General features: G+C 38.4%; 10 protein-coding genes. 6 read left to right on the plus strand and 4 right to left on the minus strand.

The annotated features are described in order from the left end of the window. Window positions 1-23: 23 nt before the first annotated feature. The 5 genes from BGO84_RS08290 (at window position 24) to BGO84_RS08310 (ending at window position 5,913) form a co-directional block, all read left to right on the plus strand. Window positions 24-1,892, plus strand: a complete 1,869-nt coding sequence (locus BGO84_RS08290; RefSeq protein WP_291028761.1) for an alpha-L-fucosidase — start codon at window positions 24-26, stop codon at window positions 1,890-1,892. 33 nt (window positions 1,893-1,925) lie between these two features. After that, window positions 1,926-2,504, plus strand: coding sequence for a hypothetical protein (locus tag BGO84_RS08295; RefSeq protein ID WP_291028762.1), 579 nt, complete (start codon window positions 1,926-1,928; stop codon window positions 2,502-2,504). Window positions 2,505-2,529: 25 nt separating this feature from the next. Next, the gene (locus BGO84_RS08300; protein ID WP_291028763.1) at window positions 2,530-3,078 is read left to right on the plus strand and encodes a hypothetical protein; all 549 of its coding nucleotides are present in this window, start codon (window positions 2,530-2,532) and stop codon (window positions 3,076-3,078) included. Between the two features lie 111 nt (window positions 3,079-3,189). Next, window positions 3,190-4,503, plus strand: coding sequence for a ribosome biogenesis GTPase Der (gene der / locus BGO84_RS08305; RefSeq protein WP_135104856.1), 1,314 nt, complete (start codon window positions 3,190-3,192; stop codon window positions 4,501-4,503). A gap of 9 nt (window positions 4,504-4,512) precedes the next feature. After that, entirely contained in the window at window positions 4,513-5,913 is a 1,401-nt protein-coding gene (locus BGO84_RS08310) for a DUF6056 family protein (protein ID WP_291028764.1), read from the plus strand. Between the two features lie 267 nt (window positions 5,914-6,180). Here BGO84_RS08310 and BGO84_RS08315 read toward each other — a convergent pair whose 3' ends face one another. The 4 genes from BGO84_RS08315 to BGO84_RS08330 all read right to left on the minus strand — a co-directional run bounded on the left by BGO84_RS08315 (window position 6,181) and on the right by BGO84_RS08330 (window position 11,845). Continuing rightward, a complete protein-coding gene (locus BGO84_RS08315) occupies window positions 6,181-9,417 on the minus strand; it encodes a UvrD-helicase domain-containing protein (protein ID WP_291028765.1) in 3,237 nt (1,078 codons plus the stop codon). After that, entirely contained in the window at window positions 9,395-9,739 is a 345-nt protein-coding gene (locus BGO84_RS08320; RefSeq protein ID WP_291028910.1) for a translation initiation factor, read from the minus strand. Before BGO84_RS08320 ends, BGO84_RS08315 begins: the two co-directional genes overlap by 23 nt. A 50-nt stretch (window positions 9,740-9,789) precedes the next feature. After that, window positions 9,790-10,335 (minus strand): nitroreductase family protein, encoded by a 546-nt coding sequence (locus BGO84_RS08325; RefSeq protein ID WP_291028911.1) that lies wholly within the window; start codon window positions 10,333-10,335, stop codon window positions 9,790-9,792. A gap of 175 nt (window positions 10,336-10,510) precedes the next feature. Further along, window positions 10,511-11,845, minus strand: coding sequence for an NADP-specific glutamate dehydrogenase (locus BGO84_RS08330; RefSeq protein ID WP_135104861.1), 1,335 nt, complete (start codon window positions 11,843-11,845; stop codon window positions 10,511-10,513). A 204-nt stretch (window positions 11,846-12,049) separates the two neighbouring features. On the opposite strand from BGO84_RS08330, the gene rfbB reads away from it, so the two are divergent. Beyond that, window positions 12,050-13,186, plus strand: coding sequence for a dTDP-glucose 4,6-dehydratase (gene rfbB, locus BGO84_RS08335; protein WP_291028766.1), 1,137 nt, complete (start codon window positions 12,050-12,052; stop codon window positions 13,184-13,186). Window positions 13,187-13,204 lie beyond the last annotated feature (18 nt).

Consider the following 13,204-nt stretch of genomic DNA (forward strand, 5'->3'; position numbering starts at 1 on the left):
TAGTTCTAATAAACTGAGATAACATGAAATTCAAATTGAGTTTAACCTTTTTCCTTTTTTTATTTTTATATCAAACTGCTAATTCCCAGAATCAGCCACTAAAGGCTTATGGAGCGATACCAACGCAAGATCAGGTCAACTGGCAACAAATGGAATATTATATGTTCACCCATTTTGGCCCTAATACTTTTACCGATGTAGAATGGGGGAATGGAAAAGAAGACCCGAAGGTATTTAATCCTACCAATGTGGACTGTCGTCAATGGGCAGCTACAGCGAAGGCTGCAGGTATGAAAGGTATCATTATCACGGCAAAGCACCACGATGGTTTTTGTTTGTGGCCAAGTAAATATAGTACGCATACAGTAAGAGAAAGCCTTTGGAAAGATGGAAAAGGAGACCTGTTGAAAGAGCTTTCTGAAGCTTGCCGCGAATATGGTTTAAAGTTTGGAGTTTATTTGTCTCCTTGGGATCAAAATCATCCTGCTTATGGAACCCCTGAGTATAATCAGGTTTTTGCAAATACATTAAACGAAGTGCTATCAGGATACGGAGAAGTGTTTGAGCAATGGTTTGATGGTGCAAACGGAGAAGGGAAAGACGGCAAAAAACAAGTCTATGATTGGAACTTATTTCACAATACAGTATATAGAAATCAACCTCAAGCTGTAATATTCAGTGATGTAGGCCCAGGCTGTCGCTGGATGGGTAATGAGCAAGGTGTTGCAGGTAAGACTAACTGGTCTACACTTAATATTAAGGGCTATGAACCGGGACACGGAGCACCGTCAGTAGATATTTTAAATACAGGCGTACAAGGTGGTGAAGCATGGGTTCCTGCCGAAACGGATGTTTCTATTCGTCCGGGATGGTTTTATAGTCCGTCTACAGACGATAAGGTAAAGTCAGTAGATAAATTGATGGATATATATTATACTTCTGTGGGACGTAATTCTAACTTGTTGTTGAATGTTCCTCCCGATCGCACAGGGCGTATTAATGCCAACGACTCTATTCGTTTGATGGAGTTTCGTAAAGCAAGAGAAGAATCATTTAGCAAAGATTTGATTGAAGGCGCTGAAATAAAAGCAAGTAATGTTAGAGACAACGCTGCCCAATATTCTGTTGCAAACCTGCTTGACGATAACTATAACACGTATTGGGCTACAGACGATAGTGAATTAAATCCGTCTATTGAAATTGATTTGAAACAAGCGAAGACATTTAACCGTTTGGCATTACAAGAATATATCCCATTAGGGCAAAGAGTGGCATCGTTTAGTGTAAAATATTGGGATAACGGAGTTTGGAAAGACTTGACGGATGCTACAACAATAGGCTACAAACGTATTTTACGCTTCCCTGCGATCTCTACTCAAAAACTGAAGATAGCTTTTACTGCTCTTGCTTGTCCGCTAATCAGCAAAGTAAGTTTGTATAATGCTCCCGAATCATTCTCGGCGACAGAAGCAGTAAATAAAGAAAATAATAAGAGCCTTTCTACATCTAAATGGAAATTAGTATCGCCTGTTGCTGATCTGTCAAAAATTGCAGATACTGATGATAATACTTTCCTCGAAGTAAAGAAAAAGACTCCATTGGTAATCGACTTGGGTGAAGCTGTGTTAATCAAAGGTTTTACTTATGTTCCTTTCAATAAAGTACAATCATCAAATATTCTCAGATATAATTTTTATATCAGCTTAGATGGCAAGAATTGGGCACAAGTTAAGAAGAATGCTATTTTCAATAATATAGCTAATAATCCGGTAAAACAAGAAGTTACTTTGTTTGCAACGAATTCAGAAAAAGTTCGCTATATAAAATTAGAACCGATAGAGACTGTCGACTCAGGAGATAACTATTTTGTGGCAGGAATAAAACTGTTTTGATTATCTTTACGTTTTAGAAAAACAAGCCGGATAATGAGAAGTATATTATATATAATATTTTGCGCACTGTTTTTTGTCAGCTGTTCGAGTGAGGAGGAAGTGGATGGTGTACTACAGGTAACAAATGTAGACTTGTCTAGCCTCGCCGTGTATGCGGGTTCGGCTACAGGTGGAAAGCAAGTGCAATTTAATGAATTGAGAAGAACTGAGTTGGCAAATTATTTCTTTGAAGGTTCGTATAAATATGATTTATATGATAATATAAGGATTCAATTTGACAATGATAAATTGACCTATGTTGATTCTTTAGGACAAAAAAAAATAGTATCCAGCTATGTTTACGAAAAAGATTCTCTATTTATAAATAAACTTGATACGGTAAACAAGACTTGGCATAAAGTATTTGTGGCTCTTGGTAATGCAGATAACTTATATAGGGTTAAAGCTTTGGTGCGTTATCGTAACGAAAGAGGTAATGATACTATACGTTCGTTTAATCAGGCTTTAAGCTTGGAGAAAACGCTCGAAATGAGAGGGCTTTCTTCACTGAGCGAGATGACCGACCCGAAAGATACCCTTGTATGGTGTAATGCAATTTATCAGTTCAAATGATACCTAAATCTAATTTGACCGTAAGATGATTTTTTCTAAAAAACGATATATACTTTTTGTCTTATCTGCAATTTTGTTGATAGCATGCAGCAACGAAAATAAAACGGATAATATACGATACATTAGTTCGTCTATTACAGACTTTAATATCTATAAAGGTACTGTATTGGGTCCTGATACAGTTCTTCCAAAGAGATTTGATCCCGCAACCGTCTTTACTCGTCTCTATGAACAATACCCTACTGATACATATATATTGTTCGATGATGATTTTGTTTATGTAAATCAAGGAGATATAGTCAAAGAACGCAGCCAGTATCGCTTCCAGAATGATACTTTGTTGTATATTACTACAGGAGGCATAGAGCAATACTATGGAAGTGGTAGTAAAAAAAATTTGAGGATAAGACAGCATTATGTAGGATATAAGAGTACAGATAAGAATATTTCACTATTTGAGGGCATACCGACAGAAAAATTCACTTTAGATGATGCTCTTAAAAGTGCCCATAAAACGAGCCTGCCTGTAGGCGATACGATTATGTGGATTACACGAGTATCACACTTTCAATAGGATATAAGTTATAAAAATATGAAAGGCTTGCATACGCAAGCCTTTTTCGTTGAAAGTGTTTTCAATAAAAATACGTACCTTTGCACAAAATTTAGAGTACAATATACAAATATGGGAAATTTAGTAGCTATAGTTGGACGCCCCAACGTGGGTAAGTCAACCCTGTTTAATCGATTGACAGAAAGTCGCCAGGCTATAGTCGATGAAACTTCGGGTACGACCCGTGACCGCCAATACGGAAAAGTAGAGTGGGGTGGTCAGGATTTTTCGCTTGTGGATACAGGTGGATGGGTTGTGAATTCTGAGGATGTTTTTGAAAATGAAATAAATAAGCAAGTAGCCATTGCTATAGAAGAAGCTGATGTAATTCTGTTTATGGTAGATGTAATGAACGGACTTACAGATTTGGATTCGAGCGTTGCAAACATGCTTCGCCGCTCAAAGAAACCAATCCTTCTTGTCTCCAATAAAGCAGATAATTTTAATTTGCACGCTCAGTCGGCAGAGTTCTATGCTCTCGGCTTAGGTGATCCTATTAATATTTCGGCGATCAACGGTTCGGGTACAGGAGATCTTTTGGATGTGATAATAACCAAGTTTACAAAAAAGGGAGAAGAGGAACATCTCGAAGATATACCACGTATTGCCATTGTTGGGCGACCTAATGCAGGGAAGTCATCTTTGGTAAATGCCTTGATGGATGAGGAACGTAATATTGTAACCAATATCGCAGGCACAACACGTGATTCGATTTATACACGGTTCGATAAGTTTAATCTGGACTTTTATCTTGTAGATACTGCGGGTATCCGTAAGAAAGGAAAGGTTACCGAAGATTTGGAATACTACTCGGTGATTCGTTCCATAAAAGCGATTGAAAATTCAGACGTTTGTGTTCTGATGCTTGATGCTACGCAAGGGATAGAGAGTCAGGATATGAATATATTTTCTCTTATTCAGAAAAACCGTAAAGGGCTTGTCGTTTGTGTAAACAAATGGGATTTGGTAGAGAATAAGGAACTGGTTGTCATAAAGACTTTCGAAAATGCAATTCGGGAACGATTGGCACCTTTCACTGATTTCCCGATCATCTTTGCTTCGGCTATGACCAAACAACGTATTCTGAAAGTATTAGAAACAGCTAAAGAAGTTTATGGTCGTAGAAAAACTAAGATTCCAACACATAAGCTGAATGAGATATTACTCCCTATCATAGAGCGCACTCCGCCTCCTGCGAATAAAGGAAAATATATCAAGATAAAGTATATTACGCAGTTACCTAATACACATGTTCCTACGTTTGTTTTTTTTTGTAACCTTCCTCAATGGATAAAAGATCCATACAAACGTTTTCTCGAAAATCGTATTCGTGATAATTGGGATTTGTCGGGTACTCCGATTAATATCATTATCAGAGAGAAATAAGATTTATGTATGATAGATAAACTAAATACAAAAAACTTGCAACTACAAAGATTTCTCTTTGTAGTTGTACTTTTTTGTATTGGTGCTACTATTTATTACTTTAACTACTTATTCCCTCTCCATGCCGACGATTGGGCCTATTCATTCAGAGAGGTACTGGTCGATTATGGTTTCCCTTCAAGCAATGAAAAGATAGCGAGCTTTAAAGATATACTCGAATCTCAGTATGCCCATTATTTCAATTGGGGTGGACGGTCGGTTGTTCACTTCATAGCCCAATTTCTTCTGTGGATAGGTACACCCTTCAATGATATATTAAATACATTAGCTTATGTAATTCTAATCTGCTCAATGTACTGTATTTGCAATAAGGGTAAGTCAACCAACGCCTTTTTGCTGATACTGATCAGTGTATCTGTGTGGTTTCTTGTTCCCCGGTTTACCTCCGATGTGTTTTGGATTACAGGAAGTGCTAACTATCTGTGGGGAACCTTACTCATTATACTATTTATATATCCCTATGTGTCTTACTTTTTTGATGAGCGTACGGATGATAAACTTTATAAAACTGTATTATTTTTTTTCGCAGGAATCATAGCCGGATGGACAAATGAATCTACCGCCTCAGTTGCTATATTATTGATTTTTACTTTTTGTATCTATTATAAGAGAAATTTAAAGCTTCCTAAATGGGCAATCTCAGGTTTGATTGGATTATGCCTTGGCTTTGCTTTGATGATTCTCGCACCCGGAAATTATGTTCGTGCGGCACTCGTTGCTAAGCAAAATATGAGAGAGCAGGGATTATCAATACTTGAAATTCTCTGGTCAAACTTATCGGATATGATGTCTATTCGATATTTGCCCTATATGCTTCCTGTTTCGCTGCTCCTTTTATTTTTTTTATTTCTCTTTTTCAAGAGCCGAAAAAATATGGAGAAAGATCAATATAAAAAGGTTTTGTTTGCAGCAGTACTATTCTTTGTTGCAGGTCAGCTTTCTTTCTTTATAATGATTGTATCACCTGTTTTCCCTGCTTGGGCTATGTTCGGGCAGATTGTTTTTATAGTTATCGCCATTGGTATCCTATATGCGAATATAGAAATAAGACACAAGTTGTTCCAATATGCGAATTTGATAGCGATAATAGCATTGGTTAGTCTATATGGTATAGATTATTATAGAAAATACCCATCAATGAAGTTAATATCGGATGTCTATCAGGCTCGGGAAGCATCCTTGAAGGAGCAGGTGGCTAATGGAATACAAGATATTGTGTTTACGGACAAAGTTGCTGTTCATAGCAAATTTCACTACGAAGACCTGAGCACAAATCCTGATCAATGGCTGAACAATAAATACGCTTTCTACTATAGTGTAAGGTCGGTAAGAGTTGTAAAAGCAGATTGAGAAGAGAAGGTCGAATACCTATCGTTGATATTATTTAATCGTTTATTGTATTAGAGGTTATATAAAAAAGAAAAGGTTGTCATCCCGACAACCAATCTTTATTGTTAACCTTAAAATCTAATACTATGAAAAACACATAATATAAACGTAGAATATGTGTAAATAGTTTATTTACACTGTATTAAAAATAGTAAAATAGTTAAATAATTAGTTAATTGGAATGTCGAAGCTTTTTGAAGTCGGCTTTTGTAAAGGATTCTCCACAAATTATATTTCTACAATTTTACCTAATCTGATGTAACAAATATATCCTTTTATGTCGGTGTAGCCCATTTTACGGATCTGATCGGCATAATATTTCACTTGACGGATATATTTTTTGTCTTCCTTTTCGCCGAATTTATAGTCAATTACAATAACCTCCTTGCCCTTTATCATCACACGGTCGGGACGAACAAATTTGCCTTTGGGCTGTAATATCTGTATCTCGTTCAATACCTTGTATTCACCGCTATACCACGGGGCGACCAGAGGATTGGAAAGATATTCTTCTAGTAGTCCTATTATCTTGCTCTTATCAGTAGCAGTAATCTCTCCTGCAATGTGATATTCTTCTACAGCTTTCTGTACGTCGTCAATTGTTTTTACCTTACTCACAATTTCGTGCATCAGAGTGCCGTAGTCTCGCTGTCCGGTGTCGGTGAAAAAGTACTTGTTTTTCAACAATAGTTTTACTCTTTCGTCATAAGGAATGCTTGATAAGCTATCTACACTGATTTCTTCTACCGATCTGTGTGTAACTTTTTTGATTGGTATATAATTTTCACCTATTTCAAAAGTTGCAGTTTCTTCATCTATGTGTTGAGACAAGTCTGTGTAAGCTTGCTTGCCATTCCCTACAGAACCGCTGTTTATTGTAGCCCATAGCAAAGACGATATATTACTCACTTCTTCCTTCTTCGGCTTGGGAGCATAAGCTATCAGTTCGTTTTTCGCACGAGTGAAAGCCACGTACAATACATTGATATTGTCGATAAATGCATGAAGCCGCTCATCAAAATATTCGTAAGCAAAAATGGTGTTTTTTAGCTTTTGTGAATATTTTACAGGAACGAGATGTAGTCTGTTGAATGGTTCTGTTTGTGGGTGACACCACAATATTGTAGTTAGTTTATGATCTATCTCCCAGTTGCAGAAGGGAATCAGTACAACATTAAAACCCAGCCCTTTCGACTTATGTATTGTCATAATCCGTATCGCATCTTGGCCATCAGGGGTAAAAATAGTTTTATTTGTACCCGTCTCGTCCCACCATCTGAGAAATGCATCCAGATCGGAAGAATTACGAACCGTGAAATCGAGCACCATATCTAAAAACGATTGTATATATACCTGCTCATCGTTTTCCATAGCTTCACGAAACAGATTGAAGATCTCTTCCGTCATTTCATACAATGGCAGTTCTCGTATATGGCTCAGCCTGTCCTCTATCTGTTGAGGCAGATCATCTTTTGCCGAGAAGTATTTGAACAGCGCCTCTTCGGCATTCATTTGCTTGCTGTATTTGAAATATTCGAAAACAGCCAAGGCCTTTAACGATTTATCCAAAGGATTGTGCAAATGCTTTAGTAGGGCAATTATAAGTTTGATGCTCTTTGAGTTGCTTACAAACAGCGCTTCATCGGATATAATATCATAACGATATTTTGAGTCTGGGTGCAGCTTTTTATATTCCAACAAGCAATTTGCTACATCTGCTCCTTCTTTTTTTGTACGTACCAGTATGGCAATATCTTTGAGGCTGTAACCTCTTTCCTGCAACTGTTCTATCTCGACAGGTAATTGCTCCAATACATAATTCTGCCATATATGCTCGTCAGTATCAATAAACTCTACTCTTACTCGCCCTTCGTTGTTTTTATGGCTTTCGGGTATCTCCTGATACAGTTCGTCGTAAGCTTTTGTTATCCGTGTGAGGAATGGCTTGAGCCTTGCATTATCAATATCTTGCAATGATTTGTTGAATGTATCTTGCAGCAACGCCGAACCAATAGAAAATACTGCATTGTTGAAAGAAATAACATTGCGGGAGCTGCGCCAGTTGGTATCCAACGTATCATGTTCTATGCCCTCGCTTCGGAAATCGATATCGAGTTGTTCGTCCAGAAGTTTCCAATCTGAGTTTCTCCAACGATAAATACTTTGCTTTACATCGCCTACTATGTAGTTTTTGTTTCCGCTGCCAAGGCTATCCTTTACCAGAGGAAGAAAGTTCTGCCACTGCATGCCGGATGTGTCTTGAAACTCGTCGATCATGTAATTGTTGATTCGTTGACCGACCTTTTCGTATATAAATGGAGATTCATTGCCCTCTATGATACGGTTTAGCAGTTCGGTCGTATCCGAAATTAGCATGATATTATTCTCTGTTCTATATTCTCGTATTTTTTTGTCTACGTCTCCCAGGATTCCTAATGTGAAGAAGTAGCGGTTTATTTCGTATGCTGTCTGATAGATCAGAGAGTTGTCATAGTGGTTTATGATGTCGCATACACAGATGTTGAGTTCAGGATATACGCTTTCTATTTTATCCCGTGTAGCTGAACCTGTCGTTTTGGTGTACCAGCCGCTAAGGTTATCAGCTAACGTGCGGAACGTATCTGTTGGTTCGGCAATCGTTCCGTTAGCCCATTTCAAGAAATTAAGAAACGGAGAGCGGGTTCCTCCTTTAAAATCTTCACCTTTGAGCCCGAAGCGAGATATTATGTTCAATGCCTTTTCTCCAATCTGCTGCGATGCTTTTTCAAAATTCCTGATAATGGTAAACAGCATATCTTTGTAGTCGGTCATCAGCTGCTTATCTCTGATGTCTGTTTGCACCTGATTGCTGTATGCTTTGTAGCTTTCTTTAAATACTTCAGACGATAGGGATTGTATATCGTTGCGGATATTCCAGGTTTCTCCGTTTTCTACTTTTTCTTCTGAAAAACGGATTAACCAATCCAATAATAGTTTATTGTCTGTCTGTTCCAGATCGTACAGCATGGAGTCGATGGCTTCGCCCAGTACCTTGTTGGTATCCAGTTCTACATTGTACCCACCACCTAAGCCGATTTCTCGGGTGAAAGCCCGCATTGTTTGTTGGAAAAACTTGTCGATAGTGCTTACCGAAAAAGACGAATAGTCGTGTAGGATACGCACCAGTATATCCCGAGCCTCTTTCCTTACCTGTTCTTCGTTGTATTTATATTCTTTTGAGAGAAAACTTATATGATCCGATTCCTTCCCTGTGGCGATATTTGCCAACTCTTCTATTATACGGCTTTTCATTTCGTCTGTAGCCTTATTGGTAAAGGTTACAGCGAGTATATGCCTGTATGCAAAGGGGGACGAGAAAAGCAAATTAAGATACTTCTCTGTCAGTCGGTGTGTTTTACCCGAGCCGGCAGAGGCTTTATATACGTATAAGTTTATTTCATCATCAAATGATGCGTGATTTGACATACCCTTCTTTTTGGAGTAGTTCTAATACTTTGTTACGGAGATCTCCCTGTACAATTATCTCGTGGTCTTTTGCCGATCCGCCAACACCACATTTAACCTTTAAGAATTTACCCAATTCTTCCAGATCTTCGCTTGTCCCCACAAATCCTGTGATCAGAGTCACGGCTTTTCCTTTTCGGTTGCGCTTATCGAGCTGGATGCGTAATTGCTGTTTCTCTTTCGGGAAGGTGTCTTGTTCCTCTTCCTTGTCTGTATCATATTTGAAGTCCGGATTTGTGGAATACACAACATTCAGACGGTCTTTCCAATCATTCATATCGATGGTATTTGTTCATTACAAAAATACGGATTATTTCAGGTAGATGTATAAAACTACCACTTATTCATGTGTATTTTCTTTTCGTCATACTTATCTTTTACCGAATGGTTTCCCATCGGGTAGCCTATTGGTATTACTACCAGTGGTAGAACTTGTGCTGGCATATTCGTATGTTTTATCACTGTAGTCATTCTGTCCCGATAGGGGTAAGCGGCAGTCCACACGCCTCCCAGCTCCATTGCTTCGGCGGCCAGAAGAATATTTTCTGTTGCAGCCGAACAATCGAGATACCAGTATGAAGAGCGGATGGTATCTCCACAAACAACAATTGCCATTGGCGCTTGAGATAACATTTTGGCTGTAGGCAGTTCTTCTGCCATTTTATCCAATATAGCCCTGTCATTTATAATCACAAATTCCCACGGACGGGTGTCTTTTCCCGAAGGTGCAGACATACCGGCCTTTATTAATGCCTGAACATCTTCATTCGAAACAGGTCTGTCTTTGATAAAACTGCGTACACTTTTTCTGTTATAGATTGCAGATAAGGCGGCCTCCTTTTTTGTTATTTGCTTTTCATCTTTTTGAGAACAACTCATAAAAGAGATACTACAAATAGTTATGAGACCGAAAAGTATATACTTTTTATTCATATTTGGCAGATGTTTTATTGTTGAAGTATTGCAAAGATATAAATTAATTTTTATGGATTTTAGCGAAAAGAAAAGGCTGAGTAAAAGTAATTACTCAGCCTCTTTTATTCATAAAACGGCTTTATACGATGCCTTGAGCCATTACGGCTTTAGCAACTTTCATAAATCCGGCTATGTTAGCACCTTTTACATAGTTTACATATCCGTCTTTTTCTGTACCGTATTTCACGCAATTTTCGTGGATATTCTGCATAATCCATTTCAGCTTCTTATCAACTTCCTCAGCAGACCAGCTTATGCGCTCCGAGTTTTGTGTCATTTCCAATCCCGATACAGAAACACCTCCGGCGTTTGCCGCTTTACCCGGTGCATAGAGTAGTTTCGCTTGTTGGAATACTTCTATAGCCTCAGGTGTAGATGGCATATTAGCTCCTTCCGATATTGCGATAACACCATTTGCTACGAGTTTTTTTGCATCCTCTCCGTTTATTTCATTCTGTGTTGCCGATGGTAATGCGATATCGCCTTTTTCTCCCCAAGGGCGTGCATTCGGAACATACTTGCAACCGTATGTTTCTGCATATTCGCTGATACGGCCTCTGTAAAGCTCTTTCAACTCTTTTACATACTCCAGTTTTTCGGTTGTTATTCCTTCCGGATCGTAGATGTACCCGTTAGAGTCTGATAATGTAACAGGTATTGCTCCCAGCTCTATCAGTTTTTCGCAAGTATATTGCGCTACATTTCCTGAACCTGAAACAAGACATTTTTTACCTTTTATGTCAATGTTTTTTGTTTTCAACATTTCGAGTAGGAAATATACATTTCCGTAACCTGTAGCCTCCGGGCGAATGAGCGAACCTCCGAATGTAAGCCCTTTACCTGTGAATGTTCCTGTAAATTCACGAGCCAATTTGCGGTACATTCCGAAGAAATAACCTACTTCGCGACCACCTACGCCTATATCTCCTGCCGGGACGTCTGTGTCGGGGCCGATGTTGCGCCAAAGTTCGAGCATAAAAGCCTGACAGAAGCGCATGATTTCTGCGGTAGATTTCCCTTTGGGACTAAAGTCTGAACCTCCCTTTGCTCCTCCCATAGGAAGCGTAGTGAGTGAGTTTTTGAACGTTTGCTCAAAAGCAAGGAACTTCAATATAGACGGATTTACAGAGGCGTGTAAGCGTAAGCCGCCTTTGTATGGGCCTATGGCATTGCAATGTTGTATGCGGTATCCCATGTTGGTATGCGTGTTGCCTTTGTCGTCAACCCACGTTACACGGAAAGAAAAGATACGATCAGGAATGCATAGTCTTTCTATTAAGTTTGCCTTCTCAAATTCAGGGTGTTGATTGTAAATCTCCTCAATGGATTCTAATACTTCCTGAACAGCCTGAAGATACTCAGGTTCGTTCGGAAATCTGCGTTTTAAGTCTTGTAATACTAATTCTACCTTCATTATAAAAAATGGATTTTGATTTATGGATGCCACAAATATATGAAAAAAATGTCTATTTGTTAAAAAATATAACATAAACGTGACAGTTTTTCAAAATAGAAGGATTGAGATAAATAAATTTACCTCATATAATACCGTCTCGAATGTTTTTAATATTGTTTTTTTCTTATTTTTGTGATGAATAATAAATAAGAATATAAAACAATGACATACTTGATCACAGGCGGAGCCGGATTTATAGGCTCGAATTTTGTGAAACGCATGTTGGCGACACATCCCGAAGCAAAACTCGTTATATTTGATGCACTTACATACGCCGGAAATCTTGGAACTCTGGCTGAGGAGTTGAAAGACTCCCGCGTAACATTCGTAAAGGGAGATATCTGTGATAAAAATATTACAGAGAAAGTTTTTTCGGATCATCAGATAGACTATGTTGTCAACTTTGCGGCAGAGAGTCATGTTGATAGAAGTATCGAGAATCCTCAATTATTTTTACAGGTAAATATTCTTGGTACTCAGAATTTGTTGGATACAGCAAGAAAGTTTTGGACTATAGGCAAAGATGAAAATAATTATCCGATTTGGCGCGAAGGGGTAAAATTTTTGCAGGTATCTACAGATGAAGTATATGGATCGTTAGGCGAAGAAGGTTACTTTACAGAAGAAACTCCTTTAGACCCGCGTTCTCCTTATAGTGCAGCAAAAACAGGTGGCGACCTGATTGTAAAAGCTTATGGCGAAACCTATAAGATGCCGATTAATATAACTCGCTGTTCGAATAATTACGGACCATTCCATTTCCCTGAAAAGCTTATTCCTCTGATTATACGCAATATTCTGGCAGGACAGCAACTTCCGGTATATGGTGATGGTAGCAATGTGCGAGATTGGTTATACGTGGACGACCATTGTAAGGCTATCGATATTGTTCTGCACAAAGGACGTGTAGGCGAAGTGTACAATATAGGAGGGCATAACGAGCGAAAAAATATAGAGATCGTTAAACTGGTAATAAAAACAATACACGATATTATGGAGAAGGAGCCTAAGTATCGTGACATATTGAAGAAAAAAGACGTGGCTGCTGATGGAAGTATCGATATAAGTTGGATCAACGACAATCTCATCTCTTTTGTGAAAGACCGTCAGGGACATGACCAACGTTATGCTATTGACCCTGCTAAAATATCGAACGAACTGGGATGGTTGCCTGAGACGACCTTCGATAACGGTATTGTGAAAACAATATATTGGTATCTCGACAATCAGACTTGGGTTGAAGAAGTTACTTCGGGCGACTATATGAAATATTACGAACAAATGTACGGAAACAGATAAATATATTTCTGATTAATT

Origin of the sequence: Dysgonomonas sp. 37-18, from assembly GCF_001899125.1 — a bacterium.
Taxonomy (GTDB): Bacteria; Bacteroidota; Bacteroidia; order Bacteroidales; family Dysgonomonadaceae; genus Dysgonomonas.